The 18,427-nt window shown below is 30.4% G+C and carries 19 protein-coding genes; all 19 read left to right on the top strand.

All coding sequences use genetic code 11. The features are described from left to right. Window positions 1-115 precede the first annotated feature (115 nt). Window positions 116-547: a division/cell wall cluster transcriptional repressor MraZ gene (mraZ, locus tag BUB33_RS02520; protein WP_072972751.1), complete on the top strand. Its 432-nt coding sequence runs from the start codon at window positions 116-118 to the stop codon at window positions 545-547. Window positions 548-561: 14 nt separating this feature from the next. Further along, on the top strand, window positions 562-1,521 hold the full coding sequence (rsmH, locus tag BUB33_RS02515) for a 16S rRNA (cytosine(1402)-N(4))-methyltransferase RsmH (protein ID WP_072972749.1): 960 nt from the start codon (window positions 562-564) through the stop codon (window positions 1,519-1,521). 1 nt (window position 1,522) lies between these two features. Next, a complete protein-coding gene (locus BUB33_RS02510) occupies window positions 1,523-1,996 on the top strand; it encodes an FtsB/FtsL family cell division protein (protein WP_072972746.1) in 474 nt (157 codons plus the stop codon). Between the two features lie 12 nt (window positions 1,997-2,008). Continuing rightward, window positions 2,009-4,168 (top strand): PASTA domain-containing penicillin-binding protein, encoded by a 2,160-nt coding sequence (locus BUB33_RS02505; RefSeq protein ID WP_072972744.1) that lies wholly within the window; start codon window positions 2,009-2,011, stop codon window positions 4,166-4,168. 82 nt (window positions 4,169-4,250) lie between these two features. After that, window positions 4,251-5,711, top strand: a complete 1,461-nt coding sequence (locus BUB33_RS02500) for a UDP-N-acetylmuramoyl-L-alanyl-D-glutamate--2,6-diaminopimelate ligase (protein ID WP_072972741.1) — start codon at window positions 4,251-4,253, stop codon at window positions 5,709-5,711. A 34-nt stretch (window positions 5,712-5,745) separates the two neighbouring features. Further along, on the top strand, window positions 5,746-6,711 hold the full coding sequence (mraY, locus tag BUB33_RS02495; protein WP_072972738.1) for a phospho-N-acetylmuramoyl-pentapeptide-transferase: 966 nt from the start codon (window positions 5,746-5,748) through the stop codon (window positions 6,709-6,711). Between the two features lie 18 nt (window positions 6,712-6,729). Next, window positions 6,730-8,091 (top strand): UDP-N-acetylmuramoyl-L-alanine--D-glutamate ligase, encoded by a 1,362-nt coding sequence (gene murD / locus BUB33_RS02490; protein ID WP_072972735.1) that lies wholly within the window; start codon window positions 6,730-6,732, stop codon window positions 8,089-8,091. A gap of 1 nt (window position 8,092) precedes the next feature. After that, window positions 8,093-9,220: a putative lipid II flippase FtsW gene (gene ftsW / locus BUB33_RS02485; RefSeq protein ID WP_072972732.1), complete on the top strand. Its 1,128-nt coding sequence runs from the start codon at window positions 8,093-8,095 to the stop codon at window positions 9,218-9,220. A gap of 6 nt (window positions 9,221-9,226) precedes the next feature. After that, a complete protein-coding gene (gene murG, locus BUB33_RS02480; RefSeq protein ID WP_072972730.1) occupies window positions 9,227-10,330 on the top strand; it encodes an undecaprenyldiphospho-muramoylpentapeptide beta-N-acetylglucosaminyltransferase in 1,104 nt (367 codons plus the stop codon). 76 nt (window positions 10,331-10,406) lie between these two features. Next, window positions 10,407-11,660 (top strand): UDP-N-acetylglucosamine 1-carboxyvinyltransferase, encoded by a 1,254-nt coding sequence (gene murA, locus BUB33_RS02475; protein WP_072972728.1) that lies wholly within the window; start codon window positions 10,407-10,409, stop codon window positions 11,658-11,660. A 49-nt stretch (window positions 11,661-11,709) separates the two neighbouring features. Further along, the gene (locus BUB33_RS02470) at window positions 11,710-12,471 is read left to right on the top strand and encodes a cell division protein FtsQ/DivIB (RefSeq protein WP_072972726.1); all 762 of its coding nucleotides are present in this window, start codon (window positions 11,710-11,712) and stop codon (window positions 12,469-12,471) included. Between the two features lies 1 nt (window position 12,472). Further along, on the top strand, window positions 12,473-13,204 hold the full coding sequence (locus tag BUB33_RS02465) for a DUF881 domain-containing protein (protein ID WP_234949966.1): 732 nt from the start codon (window positions 12,473-12,475) through the stop codon (window positions 13,202-13,204). Window positions 13,205-13,215: 11 nt separating this feature from the next. Then, window positions 13,216-13,941, top strand: a complete 726-nt coding sequence (locus BUB33_RS02460) for a DUF881 domain-containing protein (RefSeq protein WP_072972721.1) — start codon at window positions 13,216-13,218, stop codon at window positions 13,939-13,941. Then, entirely contained in the window at window positions 13,934-14,287 is a 354-nt protein-coding gene (locus BUB33_RS02455) for a small basic family protein (RefSeq protein WP_369921604.1), read from the top strand. Before BUB33_RS02460 ends, BUB33_RS02455 begins: the two co-directional genes overlap by 8 nt. A 58-nt stretch (window positions 14,288-14,345) precedes the next feature. Then, complete coding sequence (gene ftsZ, locus BUB33_RS02450; RefSeq protein WP_072972715.1) at window positions 14,346-15,443, top strand: cell division protein FtsZ; 1,098 nt, start codon at window positions 14,346-14,348, stop codon at window positions 15,441-15,443. A 131-nt stretch (window positions 15,444-15,574) separates the two neighbouring features. After that, complete coding sequence (locus BUB33_RS02445) at window positions 15,575-16,495, top strand: sigma-E processing peptidase SpoIIGA (protein ID WP_072972713.1); 921 nt, start codon at window positions 15,575-15,577, stop codon at window positions 16,493-16,495. Next, window positions 16,479-17,195 (top strand): RNA polymerase sporulation sigma factor SigE, encoded by a 717-nt coding sequence (gene sigE / locus BUB33_RS02440; RefSeq protein ID WP_072972710.1) that lies wholly within the window; start codon window positions 16,479-16,481, stop codon window positions 17,193-17,195. The genes BUB33_RS02445 and sigE overlap by 17 nt, the downstream gene beginning before the upstream one ends. 97 nt (window positions 17,196-17,292) lie before the next feature. After that, window positions 17,293-18,066, top strand: a complete 774-nt coding sequence (gene sigG, locus BUB33_RS02435; RefSeq protein WP_072972708.1) for an RNA polymerase sporulation sigma factor SigG — start codon at window positions 17,293-17,295, stop codon at window positions 18,064-18,066. A gap of 78 nt (window positions 18,067-18,144) precedes the next feature. Beyond that, on the top strand, window positions 18,145-18,393 hold the full coding sequence (locus BUB33_RS02430; protein WP_072972705.1) for a YlmC/YmxH family sporulation protein: 249 nt from the start codon (window positions 18,145-18,147) through the stop codon (window positions 18,391-18,393). Window positions 18,394-18,427 lie beyond the last annotated feature (34 nt).

Here is an 18,427-nt window from a genome sequence, read left to right as displayed (position 1 = left end):
AGATAAATTTTTTACAAAAAAAGGTGGAAGGATTTTTTAATTTAGTGTAGAATAGTATATAGTGGTACAAAGTGGTGGAAAGTGGTAGTAAATATATATTAAGTGAGTGATTAGTATGTTTATTGGTGAATATCAGCATACTTTAGATACTAAGGGAAGAATAATCATACCTTCTAAATTCAGAGAAGAATTGGGGGAGGAGTTTGTTATGACTAAAGGACTTGATAATTGTCTTTTTGTATACCCCAAAGAAGAATGGATTATTTTAGAGGAAAAGCTTAAAACATTACCACTTACTAACCGTGATGCAAGAGCATTTATTAGATTTTTCTTTTCAGGAGCCAGTGAAGGTTCTTTGGATAAGCAAGGCAGAGTTCTTATACCGGCTAATCTTAGGGAACATTCTAAATTAGATAAAGAGGCTGTAGTCATTGGAGTATCCACTAGAATGGAGATTTGGAGCAAAGAGGAATGGGATGCTTATAATAACGATGATAATTTGTCTTACGATAGTATAGCAGAAAAAATGGCAGAGTTGGGGATATAATTGGGGGAGAGTATATGAATTTTGAACATGTGTCTGTTTTATTAGATGAAGTGTTAGAAGGGTTAAATATAAAGAATGACGGAATTTATGTAGATGGAACTTTAGGTGGTGCTGGACATTCATCTGAAATAGTTAAAAGGTTGACTACGGGGAAATTAATAGGAATTGATCAAGATTTAAATGCATTAAATAAAGCTGGTGAAGTCCTGAAAGAATATAAAGATAAAGTAATATTAGTCCATAACAATTATGAAAACATAGATGAGGTATTAAATGAATTAGGGATTGAAAAAGTAGATGGGATACTTTTGGATTTAGGAGTATCTTCACATCAATTAGATGAAGAAAGCAGAGGATTTTCACATAATAAAGATGCACCCCTTGATATGAGAATGGATGAGACAAGCTCCTTTTCAGCTTGGGATGTAGTAAATAAATATTCCCATAAGGAGCTTGAAAAGATTATTTGGGATTATGGTGAAGAAAGATGGGCTAGAAGGATAGCAAAGTTTATTGTTGAGGATAGAAAAATAGCTCCTATAGATACCACATTTCAATTGGTATCAGTTATTAAAAAAGCAATACCAAAAGAAGTAAGAAAAGATGGACACCATCCAGCAAAAAAGACATTTCAAGCAATTAGGATAGAGGTAAATAGAGAGTTGGATGTTTTGACAGAAGCAATTCCTAAAATGACAAATCTTTTAAACCCAAGTGGCAGATTGGCAATTATTACATTTCATTCATTAGAAGATCGAATTGTAAAAGAAGGATTTAGAGAATTATATAAAGATTGTATATGTCCTCCACATTTACCACAATGTATATGTAATAAGACTAGAGAAATAGAAATTATAACTAGGAAACCTATAGTACCTAGCAAGGAGGAAATAGATAGAAATCCTAGATCTAGATCAGCAAAGCTTAGGATAGCAGAGAAACTTAATGTTCTAAATAATAAAGGGGGAGAATAAATTGTTAGTAGCGAAAGAGCTTAGTTATTACCCTGAAAAAAAAGTGGAGGTAAAAGAAAATCCAAAACATAATAGGAGAAGTAGTACTACTAAGAAAGTACATGGGAAAAAGAAAAAAAGCAGTAGCTTTGCTAAATTATCAATTTTAAGTTTATCTATGTTTGGTTTAGGAATAGCCTTATTTATATTATTTGGATATGCTAATATAACTGCAGTAAGACATGAAATAACAAAATTAGAAACACAGAAGATTAGACTTGAGAAGGAAAAATTAGATTTAATAGCAGAACTTGAAGGGATAAAATCCTCAACAAAAATTTCAGAAGATGCCATTACAAAATTGGGTATGGACTATCCAAGTGAAGGACAAATCGTGTATGTAACAGTAGAGGATAATATAATTAAAGATAAGGAGAAACCAGGCATAGATAAACAAATAAAGAAAATGTTCAGCATGGTTGCAAACTTATTTTAGGAGGTGTTTGCCTTGGGGAAACCAAGCTATTCATCTAAGAAGAGATTGTTATTTGTTTTTGGTGCAGTAGTTATTGTTTCTATACTTTTAATAGGAAGATTAGGGTATTTACAGATAGTAAAGGCTGAGGAACTAAAAAAAGGAGCATTAGAACAATGGACTAAGGGAATAACTATAAAATCAAAAAGAGGAATTATTTATGATAGAAAAGGTAAAAAATTAGCTGTAAGCATTAGCACATCAACTGTATGGGCTAGTCCGGCGGATATAAAAGATCCTCGTGAGACAGCAAAGGAAGTAGCAAGAGTATTAAATTTAGATGAAGAGGATGTATACGCTAAAATTACTAAGAAAATTAGAACTGAGAGAATTAAACAATGGATAACTAAGGAAGAAGCCATAGAGTTAAGAAAGTTAAAGTTAAAGGGTATAGAAATAGTTGATGATAATAGGAGATATTATCCATATGGTAATTTTGCTTCTTTTGTATTAGGTTTTACTGATATTGACAATAATGGATTATATGGCATTGAAAGAACCTATGATAAATATCTAACTGGAACACCAGGTAAATGGGTAAAAATAACAGATGCTGCAAGCAGACAATTACCCTTTGATGGCGAGAAAATATATGAGGCATCAGATGGCTTGTCTGTGGTTTTGACTATTGATGAAACTATACAACATTTTGCAGATAAAGCTGCAGAGGAAGCTTTTATAACAACTGGTGCTAAAAATGTTTCTATTATAATGATGGATCCAAAAACAGGGGATATTTTAGCAATGTCTAATAAGCCAGATTATGATCCTAATGATCCAAGGACTCCATTAGATGAAAAAACTAAAAAAGAATGGGAAGACTTACCACAGGAAGAACTCCAAAAGCGTTGGTACGATATGTGGAGGAATTTTGCGATTAATGATGCATATGAACCAGGATCCACATTTAAAATAATTACTGCAACAGCTGCCATTGAAGAAAATGTGGCAACACCTGATACGCATTTTTATTGTAATGGATTTATAAGGGATATAAAAGGTGTAGTATTGAAATGTTCTAGATGGTATAACCCCCATGGAGATCAAACTTTAGCAGAGGGAATGAATACTTCTTGTAATGTTGTTTTTGTAAATTTAGGTAGAAAAGTAGGAAAAGAACGTTTATATAAATACATAAAGGCATTTGGATTTGGAGAAAAGACAGATATAGATTTAAATGGAGAGCAGGGAGGTATTATTCCATCCAATACTGAGAATATCAAGGAAGTAAATTTAGCTACTTTATCTTATGGTCATGGTATTGCAGTTACTCCTTTACAGTTAATTAATGCAGTATCTGCTGTTGCTAATGGTGGAAATTTAATGAAGCCTAGACTTGTAAAAGAGTTGATTGATGATGAGGGTAAGATTGTTGAGACTTTTGAACCAGAAATAAAAAGAAAGGTTATATCAGAATCTACTTCTAAAACTATGTTAGAGATGATGGAAAAAGTAGTCAGTGAGGGTACAGGAAGTAAAGCATATATACCTGGGTTTAGAGTAGGGGGGAAAACAGGAACTGCTCAGAAAATTATTGATGGTAAATATGTACCAGGAAAGTATATTGGTTCTTTTGTAGCTGTGGCACCAGTAGATGATCCACAGGTTGCAATTTTAGTAGTGGTAGATGAGCCTGTTGGGGTATATTATGGAGGGACAGTAGCCGCACCTATAGCTAAAACGGTTTTAGAGGAGACTTTAAATTACCTTGAAATTACTCCAGTGTTTACAGATAAAGAAAAGTCACAAATTGTTGAGAAGGTCATAGTGCCAGATATAAGAAATATAAAGATTGGTAATGCTGGAAAAATATTAACAGATTTAGGACTAAAATATACTACTGAGTATTTAGATATAACTTCTGAATCAGTTGTAATAGATCAATTTCCACTGCCTAAGACTGAGGTTCAAAAAGGTTCCATAGTGGATTTATATGTAAATGAAAAAATAGGGGAAAAAATTATGATGCCTTACCTTATTGGAAAGGATAGAGAAGATGTAATAAAAATCCTTGATGAGCTGAATTTAAATTATGAGTTAAAGGGAAATGGAAAGGTTAAGGAACAGAAGCCAGTACCAGGAGAAGAAATCCCTATTAATACGAAAATAGAGGTTGAATTTGGCGAAACATAAGAGTAATATAGTTAGAGGCAACTTAAATAAAGTTGCCTTTTAATTAAATTATTCAATAAGGATAAAAGAAAGTAGGTGCAATATGAATCTAAAGGATATAATAAAAGATTATAAATTTGACTTAATTAAAGGAGATTTAGACACTGAGATAACTGGAATAGAAAATGATTCAAGAAAAATAAAAAAAGGTAATCTATTTATTGCAGAAAAAGGATTTACTGTAGATGGACATAATTATATTCATAAGGCAATAGAAAATGGAGCAGTAGCTGTGATTTTAGAAAAAGAAGTATCTATTGTAGAAGATATTACAATAATAAAGGTAGAAGATTCAGTAGATGCATTAGCAAGAGTATCAGGTGTTTTTTATGAAGAACCATGGAAATCTTTAGACATGGTAGGGATAACGGGAACTAATGGCAAAACATCTATAACTTATTTTATTAAAAGCATATTAGAAGAGAATAATAAAAATGTAGGAATTATTGGAACTATTGGAGCTGTTATAGGAAATAAAAACGTAAAACTTGATAATACTACACCAAATGCTCTGGTTATTCATGATTTGCTAAAAAAAATGGTAGATATAAAAACAGATATTTGTATTATGGAAGTTTCATCCCATTCTTTAGAATTAAAGAGAGTAGAGTACATGGATTTTCAAGTAGGAATATTTACGAATCTTACTAAGGATCATTTGGACTATCATAAAACTATGGATAAATATTTTAATAGTAAATTAAAGCTTTTCTATAAAACAAATAAATTTAATATAATAAATATAGATGATAATTATGGGAAAAAGATTGTTGAAATAGTTGGAGAAAGAGTACCTTTGTTAACATATGGGATAGAGGATGAAGCTCATATTTTTGCAACGAATATAGACTTTACCTTATCTAAAGTTGGATTTACCTTAAATACTCCAAGAGGTAATGTTGATATACTTTTAAATGTACCAGGAGAATTTAGTGTATATAATGCATTAGCAGCAGCAGCCTGTGCATATGCATATGAAATTCCTTTAGAAATTATAAAAAAAGGTTTAGAATCTGTTGAAGGAATAAAGGGAAGATTTGAAGTTGTACCTACTAATACACCATATACAGTTATTATTGATTTTGCCCATACTGCAGATGGACTTGAAAAGGTACTTACTGTAATTGATAAATTTACAGAAGGAAGAAAGCTAGTTGTTTTTGGAGCAGGAGGTAATAGAGATAAAACGAAAAGACCTGAAATGGGGGAAACAGTAGGTCGCCATGCAGATTTATCCATTGTTACATCAGATAATCCTAGATATGAAGATCCAGAAATGATAATTGAAGATATATTAGTTGGGATAAAGAAGGTCAATGGGAATTATGTAAAAATAGTAGATAGAATAGAGGCTATAAAATATGCAATAGACAATGCTAAACCTAAAGATGTAATACTTTTAGCTGGAAAAGGACATGAAACTTATACAATAATTGGAGATAAAACTTTTCCATGCGATGAAAGACAAATTGTTCTTGATTATGTATGTTTAAAGGATAATTAGCAATAGGATTAGATACTTGAGAGGAGAAAATTAAATGATAGAATATATAGATATTTTTAGAACAATTTCCATTTCTTTTTTAGTTACTCTAATACTTGGACCAATAATAATTCCTTTATTAAGAAAGTTGAAAATTGGTCAAAGTGTTAGGGATGACGGACCACAGACCCATCTTAAAAAATCAGGAACTCCTACTATGGGTGGAATTATTATTTTTATAGCATTGGCTATTACTGTATTGACTTCCGGTATGTTAAACAAGGATACCTATGTTCTTTTAATATCCACATTTGGATTTGGATTAATTGGTTTTGTTGATGATTATATTAAAGTAGTTAAGAGGAGGTCATTAGGACTAAAACCTTATCAAAAATTAATAGGTCAAGTAATATTGGCTACTATATTAGCAATTTATCAATCTTCTACTTCTGTTCTAGGAACTAAACTAATTGTACCATTTTTAAAGAATCAATATTTAGATTTAGGTCATTTTTATATTCCTTTTATTGCATTTGTAGTAGTAGGTACTGTAAATAGTGTAAATTTAACTGATGGATTGGATGGATTAGCATCTGGGGTCACTTTAATAGTATTATCTTTTTTTGGACTTATGGCATTAAATTGGGGTATGGGAAGTATCTCCATATTTTCAACGGCCTTAGCAGGGGCTTGTTTGGGATTTTTGGTACATAATGCACATCCGGCAAAGGTTTTTATGGGTGATACAGGTTCTCTTGCTTTAGGTGGAGCTGTATCGGCAATAGCCATACTTCTAAATATTCCTCTTGTAATACCTATAGTAGGCGGGGTTTATTTTATAGAAGCATTATCTGTAATTATACAGGTAACATCATTTAAATTAACAGGGAAAAGAGTGTTTTTAATGGCACCATTGCATCATCATTATGAGCAGAAAGGCTGGAAGGAAACTAAGGTAGTAGCAGTATTTTGGACTATAACGGTTGTTCTTTGTTTAATTGGAATTTTAAGTTTAATTTAAGGAAAGTGAGCTGGTTTTATGTATTTAAAGAATAAAAAAGTCTTAGTTTTTGGGCTTGGTATCTCTGGATTATCAACTGTGAAAGCCCTTCATAAACTAGGTGCACAAATAATAGTATGCGATTCTAAGACTAAAGATGAGTTGAAGGATTTTTTTGACAAGATTAAAGATATATATGTTGAAAAACATTTGAATACTAATGAACTTCCTTTAGAGGATATTGACTTAATAGTTAAGAGTCCTGGTATTCCACCGACAGCTCCTATTTTAGTAAATGCTCAAGAAAAGAATATTGAGGTCATTACAGATATAGAACTAGCCTATAGGATTTCTCCTACAGATAATATAATTGCTATAACAGGAACAAATGGTAAAACAACTACTACAACTTTAGTAGGTGAGATTTTTAAAAAAGCTAATTGCAATACATATGTTGCAGGAAATATTGGAGTTGGTATATTATGGGATATGGTAAATGCTAATAAAGATGACGTTTTTGTAATAGAAGCAAGTAGTTTTCAATTAGAAAATACTATATATTTTAAACCAAAGGTAAGTCTTGTAACCAATATTGCACCAGACCACTTAAATTGGCATGGGTCTTTAGATAATTATATTCTTTCTAAGAAAAAAATATTTAAAAATCAAGATAAATATGATTATACAGTGTTAAATTATGAAGATAAAACTCTTAGAGAAATACAAAATGAGGTTAATTCAAATATAATTTGGTTCAGTGCAAATCAAAAACTTGATAATGGAGTATTTATAGATGGAGATTATATAGTATTGAAAGATGGACAAAATCTTTCTAAGATTTTACCATATAGACAACTGAAAATCTTAGGGAAACATAATTTAGAAAATGCTCTTGGAGCCATAGCTATTTCTTGGGCAATGGGTATAGAGCTAGAAATTATAGCTGAAGTGTTAAGAGAATTTCCTGGTGTTGAGCATAGAATAGAGTATGTAAAAACTATAAAGGGAATATCATTTTATAATGACTCTAAGGGAACAAACTCTGATTCAACAATAAAAGCAATTGAAGCATTGGAAGCCCCTATAATATTAATTGCAGGAGGATATGATAAGGGAGCTGAATTTGATGAATTGATTTTATCTTTCAATGGAAAGGTTAAAGAATTAATACTTTTAGGTTCCACTAAAGAAAAAATTAAGGAAACAGCAATAAATAATGGATTTAATAATGTACATTTAGTAGAGAATATGAAAGAAGCAGTTAAATTAGCTTATAATTGTGGTGAAGAAAAAGATAATATTTTACTATCTCCTGCTTGTGCATCCTGGGATATGTACAATAATTTTGAAGAAAGAGGTCAAGATTTTAAAGATGCCGTTTATGGTCTAAAGGGGGATTAAAATGGCAAAGAAGAATTCAGTAAAAAAGAAAAAAGCTGTTGATTTTAGTTTGCTAATGGGAACTTTAATGCTAGTATTTATTGGCATCATAATGGTATTTAGTTCATCTTGGCCAGAGGCTATGCAGGATTTTGGGAATGGATATTACTTTTTAAAGAAACAAATAATAGCGGCATCAATAGGTCTAGTTGGAATGATAATTTGTATGAATATTGATTATAAGGTTTGGAAAAAATATTCATTTTTAATATATTTATTATCATTGGGTTCTGGGGCATTGCTTTTTACACCTTTAGGCAAATCCCTTAAAGGTGCTAGGAGATGGGTTAATTTAGGTTTTACAACTTTTATGCCATCTGATGCCATAAAAATCGGTTCAATTATTTATTTTGCAAATTTTCTAGCCAATAAAAAAGAAAATATAAGAACCTTAAAACAAGGAACAATACCAGCTTTGATTATTATTGGCATATCATGTGGATTTATATATATACAAAAGGATTTAGGTACTACTATTACTTTAGCAGGTGCTTTAATGAGTATGTTTTTTATAGCAGGAATGAATTTATCTCACTTGATTTTTATGGGAGTTGGTTTAATAGGATTAGGAGTTTTAGCATTATCTGGAGAAAAAAATGCATATAGACGAAATAGGATAACAGCATTTAGAGATCCCTTTGCTCATAAACTTGATATTGGTTGGCAGGCAGTACAATCCTTATATGCTTTAGGTTCAGGAGGATTATTTGGTTTAGGTCTAGGTAAAAGTAGACAAAAGTTTTCATATATTCCAGAATCTTATAATGACTTTATATTTTCAATTATAGGAGAAGAATTAGGCTTTTTAGGTACTTTAACTGTGATATTGATATTGATGTTAGTTATTTGGAGGGGAATACGTATTGCACTTAGCATAGAGGATAGTTTTGGTTGTTTTTTAGCTTCAGGTATCACTGCTCTGGTAACTGTTCAATCTTTAATTCATATAGCAGTAGTAACATCATCTATACCAACTACAGGGATTACACTTCCTTTTGTATCCTATGGAGGGACTTCCTTGATGATTTATATGTCAGCTATAGGAATACTCTTAAACATTTCAAGGCACGCAAATTTAGATAGGAGTTGAACAAATATGAAGTATTTAATAACAGGGGGAGGCACGGGAGGACATATTTATCCAGCCCTGGCCATTGCAAATGAAATAAAGAATAAAGATAAACATGCAAAAATTCTTTATGTAGGTACAGAAAAGGGATTAGAATCAGAACTTGTTCCAAAGGAAGGATTTCAATTTAGAACCATAAGGGTTAAGGGAATGCCAAGAAAAATAAATAAAGAATCTTTTATAGCTCTCAAAGAATTATTTCATGGAATAAATGATGCTAAAAAAATTATAAATGAATTTAAGCCAGATGTAGTGATAGGTACTGGCGGATATGTATGTGGCCCAGTTGTATATATTGCAAAAAAGAAAAAAATTCCAGCAATGATACATGAGCAAAACGCCTTTCCTGGTATTACTAATAAGATATTATCAAGATATGTAGACAAAGTAGCCGTAACCTTTGATGAGGCAAAAAAATATTTCAAATATCCAGATAGAGTCATAAATACTGGGAATCCAATTCGTAAGGAAATTTTAAATATCAATAAAGAAGAAGCTTATAAAGCGTTAAATATAGATAAATCTGTTCCTTTTATTTTATCTTTTGGAGGAAGTGGAGGACAAAAGACCTTAAATGACGGAATATATTCTCTTATAAAGGAAGCAGTAGATAAAAAAGATATACAGATAATACATGTAACAGGTAAAAGATTTTATGACGAATTTATAGATAGGTTGAAGAGAGATAATATTAAATTAAATAACAATATTAAAATTTTTCCATATTTTTATCAAATTCCTGAAGCTATTAATATTGCTTCTCTTGTAGTTACTAGTTCAGGGGCAATTACTTTAGCAGAGATATCAGCAGTAGGAGTACCTAGTGTTTTAATACCAAAGTCATATACTGCTGAAAATCATCAAGAGTTTAATGCTAGAGCCTTTGAAAATAAAGGAGCTTCAATATTAGTGCTTGAAAAAGATATAAGAGGGAATATATTAAATGACATTATATATGATTTAATTAAAGATAAAAATAGATTAGAAGAAATGGCAAAGAATAGTAAGAAACTAGGGAAAATAGATGCTTCAGAAAAAATATTTGAAATTATTAATACAATTGTTAAATAATAATATGTAACTTCATTTACTCCAATGCATAATATGGTCATATATACTTATTATGAGCATATGTGGAGGTGGTTAGGTGGAGAAGTATATTATTAATGGTGGAAATAAATTAACAGGTGAAACTTCAATTTTAGGTGCAAAAAACGCAGTATTACCAATATTAGCGGCTACAGTTATAGGTGGAAATAAAAGTATTATATCAAATATCCCTAATTTAAGGGATGTGGAAATAATGAAGCAGATACTCATAGACTTAGGATGTACTGTTGATGTAGAAGGAACTACTATGATAGTTGATTCTAAGCCATTAAATCGAATAGTAGTACAGGAAGAATTAGTTAGAGAGATGAGATCCTCTATTATATTTATGGGTGCAATGTTAGCAAGAACTGGAGAAGTTATAATATCCTATCCAGGTGGTTGTGAAATAGGACCAAGACCAATAGATTTACATCTTAAGGCATTAAAAGATATGGGGGCAGAGATTGAAGAATCTCATGGACATTTATATTGTAGAACCAATGGACTTAAAGGTTGTGATATACAATTGGATTATCCTTCTGTTGGAGCTACAGAAAATATAATTTTAGCTGGAGTAACTGCAGATGGTAAAACTATAATCAGAAATGCTGCTAGGGAACCAGAAATAGTTGATTTACAAAATTACTTAAATAAATCTGGGGCAAGAATTTCTGGAGCTGGCACATCAGTTATTACCATAGAGGGGGTAAATACTCTTAGAGATGTAGCACATAGTATAATACCCGATAGAATTGTAACAGGTACAATTATGGTTGCTGCAGCAATAACTGGGGGAGATATAATAATTAACAATGTTATTGTAGATCATGTTCTTGGAATTGTAGCAAAATTAAAAGAAGCAGGAGTTACTATATATAGTAATGGAAATTCTATGAAGGTAACAGGTCCAAGAAAGATTAACTCTATTGAGATGTTACAAACTCTTCCTTATCCTGGATTCCCAACAGATATGCAGGCACAAATGATGGCTCTTTTATCAATAGCAAATGGAACCAGTATAATTTCTGAAACAGTATTTGAAAACAGATTTAAACATGCAGAAGAGCTTATTAGAATGGGTGCAAATATTAAAACATTTGGAAGAGTTGCAGTTATTAAAGGTGTGAAGGAGTTAACTGGTGCCAAGACTACAGCGAAGGATTTAAGGGGTGGGGCTGCTCTAACCTTGGCAGGACTTGCTGCAAAAGGAACCACTGAAGTTAATAGTATTTATCATATTGAAAGAGGATACGATAATCTTCATCTAACTTTACAAGGCTTAGGTGCAGATATTAACAAGGTAAAATAGCAGCAAAGGCTGCTATTTATCTAAAAGGACAAGCTTAGGGGTGGAAATAATGAAAAAACTTTCGCGTGTAGAAAGAAAAATTAGAAGAAGAAGATTATTTTTTCGATTTTTATTATTAATTTCTTTTATCTTGTTATTGTTTATATTTGCCCTTAATTCCAATTTTTTTATTATAAGTAATATAAAAGTATTAGGAAATAATAAGATTGCAAAAGATGTTGTAATTAGTGCCTCTTCTATAAATCTTGGAGAAAATATATTTAAAATAAGTACGAGAACTGGAGAGAAAAATTTAATAAAATTACCGTATGTCAAGGAAGTAAAAGTAAAAAGAAAATTTCCTAAAGGAATTATTATTGATATTATAGAACGTAAAGCAATATTACAAATAAAAGAACTTTCATCAGTTAGATTAATAGATATAGATGGCTATATATTAGATATAATAGATACTGAAGATGAAAAATTACCCTTATTAGTAGGTTTAAATGTAGAAGATAAAAAACCAGGAGATAATATATTATCAATACTACAATCTAAAGGGTATAGTGAGTTTATATCTGAGGGACAAGCTAGAGGAATATTATCAAAAATGAAAAAAATCGATATGGCAGATAATAACAATGTTAATATAATATTAATTGATGGTATTTCTGTTGCCTTTGGTACCCTTTATAATGTAAAATATAAAGTAGGTTTATTAAATGAAATTTTAAATGATATCGAAGAAAAGCAATTACCATGTAAAATGATTTTAATGGATAGAGGAGATAATCCTATTATTGTACTTAATGAAGAAGGGGAGGGATAAAGTGAAAAATGCTAAGGAATATATTGCATTAACTGTAGTATCAATTTTTTTAGGAATTATTTTATCCATCCAGTTTAAAACTATAAATAAAACTGTTGGTGAAGGAATTTTGCCTACTCAGAGGGCACAGCAATTAGCCTTAGAGCTTAAAAAGGCTCAAAATGAAAGAGAATCCCAAACCAAAAGAATTGAAGAACTGGAAGCTAAAATAAAGCAATATGAAATGGGAGAAGTAGATAAGAATGTATATGCAGAAAATCTATATAAGGATACTATGAAATATAGAATGCTTGCAGGATATTTAGAATTGGAAGGACCAGGAATTGTAATGGAAATAAATGATCCGCCTGTAGATTTGGAGTTTGGTGAATCCTATAGTATAGTAGATGAATTAGATTTAGTGCTTCAAGTAATATCTGTTTTAAATGCAGCTGATGCTGAAGCTATATCTATTAATGACCAAAGGTATACGGCTTTTACAGAAATAGAAAAGGCTGGGAATCATATTGAAATTAATGGAGTATCAACATCTGCGCCAATAGTTATTAAAGCTATCGGCAAACCAGAAACATTGGAATCTGCTTTAAACCTTAAAGGTGGGATAGTAACAGTACTTAGAAATTATGATTATCTTGTTCGAGTAAATCAGGAATCTAATATTATTATACCTAAATGTAGAAGAATTAAAGAATTTATTTACTCGACGCCAGTTGAAGAAAATACAAAGCAATAGGGGTGATTATTATGAAAAGAGATAATCCTAAAATCATCCTAACCTTATTTAGTATTATAGTAGGTATTTTTATAGCTACTCAGATAAAAATGAAATTAGAAACATATGCTCCAGTAACTATTAAATCGTTACAGGCTACAAAAGCTGAGATTATTGCTATTAACAATGAAATCTCTGAATTAAATAAGATGATAAAAGTAAAAGAGGAAGAGTTAAAATTACTTGAAAATATTGCAAAGGGCGACGATAATATTATTGATTTCCTTTTACAGGAGCTTAAATATAATAAGGTACATTCTGGACAAACAGCATTAAAAGGACCAGGGATAGTTATTACTATGTATGACAATCCAGAGGAAAGAAGTGCAGAATTTGATCTTAATAATGATATTATTCATGATGAATATATATTAAATATTATAAATGACTTAAGGGTAGCAGGTGCAGAGGCTATAAGTATAAATGGAGAAAGAGTGCTTGCTACTTCAGAAATAAAATGTGGTGGTCCTATTATTAGGATAAATGGAAGAAGTTCAGTAACTCCCTTTATTATTAAAGCTATAGGAGATCCCAAACTATTACATGCTTCTGTTATTGCACCTGGGACTTATGGGGATATCCTGAAGAATGTTTGTGAAATAGGTTTTGAAACAAAAGTAGAAGATCAGGTAATAATCCCAGCTTTTACTGGAATATTTAATTTCAAATATGCTAAATTAATAGGAGAGGGTGATTAAATTGTTTTTTGCATTAATTGGAATTTTAATAGGAGCTGTAATAGGCTTTATCTTGCCATATACTTATAATACATCCTACTCGCTTTATATATCTGTAGCAATATTAGCTTGCTTAGATTCAGTATTTGGTGGTATAAGATCTAATCTGGAAAAAAACTTTAATATAAATATATTTATTTCAGGTTTTTTTGGAAATGCAATATTAGCAGCATTTCTTGCATATCTAGGAGATAGATTAGGAGTTCCTTTATATTATGCTGCCATATTTACCTTTGGTGGGCGACTCTTTGAAAACTTTGCAAAGATTAGGAGGATTCTGTTATTCAAAAAAAAGGAATCTAATTAATTTATAAAAAACAATATGAAATATAAGATTATCTACAATAATACAAGGGGGAAAAAAAATGTTTGATTTTGATGTTGATGTAGATCAATTTGCTAAGATAAAAGTTATTGGTGTTGGTGGTGGCGGAAACAATGCAGTAAATAGAATGGTTGAACATGGAGTTAGAGGTATTGATTTTATTGCATTAAATACAGATAGACAAGCACTATATTCTTCAAAAGCAGAAGTGAAGCTACAAATAGGAGAAAAGTTAACTAGAGGATTAGGTGCAGGTGCTAATCCAGACATTGGTGCAAAAGCTGCTGAAGAAAATAGAAACGAAATTATGGAGATTGTTAAGGGTGCTGATATGATATTTATTACTGCTGGGATGGGGGGCGGGACTGGTACCGGAGCAGCACCAGTTGTTGCAGAAATAGCTAAAGAATTAGGAATTCTTACAGTAGGAGTAGTCACAAAACCGTTTACTTTTGAAGGACCTAAAAGATTAAAACATGCCGAGCAAGGAATAGAAGAATTAAAATCTAAAGTAGATACTTTAGTTACTATACCAAATGATAGATTACTTCAAGTTTCAGACAAAAAGACTACTATGGTTGAAGCATTTATGATGGCAGATGAGGTACTTAAACAAGGGATTCAAGGAATATCAGATTTAATAGCAGTCCCTAATCTTATAAACTTAGACTTTGCAGATGTTAAAACTATAATGCAGGATAAGGGAATAGCACATATGGGTATTGGACAAGCAGCAGGAGATAATAGAGCCACAGAGGCTGCAAAACAAGCAATAAAATCTCCTCTATTAGAAACATCCATAGAAGGGGCTAAATCAGTATTGTTAAATATTACAGGCGGAGAAGATTTAGGTATTTTTGAAGTTAATGAAGCTGCAGATTTAATTAGAGCATCTGTAGATAAAGATGCAAATATAATATTTGGTGCAGGTATTGATGAAGAATTAAAAGATGAAATTAAAATAACTGTTATTGCAACAGGATTCGATATATTGTCCGTAGATAAAAATAATACAGCATTAGGAGTAAACAATATTAATCCTAGTGATAATGTAAAAGATGAGTCAGCTTCTAGCTTAGATGATGAGGAATTAGATATTCCAATTTTTCTTAGAAGAAGAGATAAGAAAGGACTATAATGAATTAAGTAGAAAAACGTATCTTATTGTTGAGATACGTTTTTTATTTTGCCCATAAAATGACAAAAATTTTATAAATTATGTCCTATAATCTTTATTAGAGAATAAAATAAATCAAAGGAGGTATTCCTTTGTATATAATAGCTGAATATTTATTTATTGAAAATTTTATTATAAACTATGCCATATTACAAAGTACAAAATTTATAACCAGAACAAAAGCAAAAAAAAGCAGAATTTTTATTACAGCAACAATATCGGCCTTGTATCCCTTTGTTTTGTTTTTTCCATTCTTGGATTTTCTTACAAAGTTTTATATGAAAATAATTATATCAATAATTATAATAAAATTGGCATATAATTCCAAATCCTTTGTTTTATATATAAAACAATTGTCAGCTTTTTATATTATATCCTTTATATTTGCAGGAGCAAGTTTAGGAATTTATTATTTTAATAATACTCATTATAATATATTGTTTAAACATAAGACAGTAGGAGGATTTCCTGTAAAATATATAATAATGGGAATAATATTAAGCGGAATTATGATAAAAAACATACTTTATTATTATCAAGAAAAATTATCACAAGAAAAAGAATTATTGGAGGTAACTGTTTACTTAAATAATGAAAGCTCATCTTTTGTAGCACTAACGGATACAGGAAATTCACTAATAGAGCCATTATCTAAATTACCAGTTTTTGTTGTAGAGTATAAGGTAATAGATAAGCTATTGCCTCAGCCAATAAGACAAATTTTTGATTATAAAAAAGAAAATGATTTTACAGCTATAGAAAATGCCATGAAAGAACTAGAAGAAGAAATAATCATTAGATTTATACCTTTTAAATCAGTTGGTTCAAAACATGGTATGTTAATAGGATTTAAACCAGATTATATAAAGATTATAGAGAATGGACTTGAAGAAATTCATGATGAGCTGTTAATAGGTATAGTTAATGATAAACTTTCAATAGATAATAATTATAGGGGTTTATTGAATTTAAGTATATTAAATAGGGGGAATTTAAATGTTAACAAAAATTAAAATGAAATTACATATACTCTTAAATAAGATATTAAATAAATTAAAGTTAAATAGGGGGATTTATTATATTGGTAGTGGAGAAGTATTGCCTCCTCCTCTAAAACCTGAAGAAGAGGAATATTACTTATCCTTACTTAAGGAAGATGAAAGCATAAAAGGTATTCTTATTGAAAGAAATTTAAGATTGGTAGTATATATAGCAAGAAAGTTTGAAAATACAAAAATATCCATAGAAGATCTTATTTCAATAGGTACAATAGGGTTAATTAAAGCTGTAAATACATTTGATCCAGATAAAAATATAAAATTAGCTACCTATGCATCTAAATGCATAGAAAATGAAATTTTAATGTACTTGAGACGAACTAGCAAAATGAAATCAGAAATATCTTTAGATGAACCATTGAATATTGATTGGGATGGGAACGAGCTTTTGTTATCTGATATTCTTGGTACAGATGGGGATGTAATATTTAAAGATATAGAGATGGAAGTAGATAAAACCCTTCTTAAACAGGCTATAAGTAAGCTTTCTAGTAGAGAAAAGGCTATAATAGAAATGAGATTTGGTCTTTATAATGGAAAAGAAAAGACTCAAAAAGAAGTAGCTGATTTACTAGGGATTTCTCAATCCTATATATCAAGATTAGAAAAAAGAATAATCAAAAGGCTTAGGAAAGAAATGGTAAAATTGATGTAAATTGGTTTGCTTCTAATATTATTTTCTGAATAAAAATAATATTAGAGGCAATAATTTTATACGAAAGGGGCAATACAGCATGAAAGGATGAAAGTAAATGCATATGTCTAAAGTTGAGATATGTGGAGTAAATACTTCAAAGCTTCCAGTACTAACTAATGATGAAATGCAAAAATTATTCATTAAAATAAAAGCAGGAGATTTAAAAGCAAGGGAAGAATTTATACAGGGTAATTTAAGATTGGTACTTAGTATTATTCAGAGATTTAATAGACGAGGAGAACATGTTGATGATTTATTTCAGGTAGGTTGTATTGGTTTGATAAAGGCTATTGATAATTTTGATTTGAGTCAAAATGTAAGATTTTCAACCTATGCTGTACCTATGATTATAGGAGAGATAAGGAGATATTTAAGAGATAATAACTCTATTAGGGTATCTAGATCTCTCAGGGATATTGCCTATAAGGCTTTAAATGCTAGGGAACAATTGATTAATAGGAATTCTAAGGAGCCCACTATATATGAAATAGCAGAAGAGTTAAACCTGCCGAAGGAAGATGTAGTATTTGCATTAGAAGCAATTCAAGAGCCTGTTTCGTTATTTGAGCCTATATTTCATGATGGAGGGGATGCTATATTCGTCATGGATCAAGTTAAGGATGAAAAAGCCGAAGATGAAATATGGTTGAGAGAAATAGCACTTAGAGAAGCTATGGATAAATTAAATAATAGAGAAAAACAAATTTTAAACTTAAGATTTTATGAGGGAAAAACTCAAATGGAGGTTGCAGAAGAAATAGGAATTTCACAAGCTCAGGTATCAAGGTTAGAAAAAAATGCATTAAGACAAATGAGAAAATATGTTTAATTACTAAATTCTAGTCATATTTCACCCTTATTATGATATATCATAATAAGGGTGAAATATTTTTAAAGGGGTGGGATTATGTTAAAATTATCAGAAATAAGGGAAAAAGAAATAATAAATATAAATAATGGAGAAAGAATGGGATACATTGATGATTTTGAATTAAATCTAGAAAATGGGTGTATAGATTCAATAATAATAAATGGAATTAGTAAGATTTTAGGAATATTCGGAAAAAATTCTGAAATAGCTATTGATTGGAATGATATAATAAAAATAGGTACAGATACTATTTTAGTGGATTATAAGAGTGAAATATCTAATTAGACTTTTTTTATTCGTTATAATATAATAAAATTGA

This window comes from Tissierella praeacuta DSM 18095, assembly GCF_900128955.1.
GTDB classification, from domain to species: Bacteria; Bacillota; Clostridia; order Tissierellales; family Tissierellaceae; genus Tissierella; species Tissierella praeacuta.
Note: the sequence above shows the minus strand (reverse complement) of the source record. Positions and strands in the feature narration are given on the sequence as shown.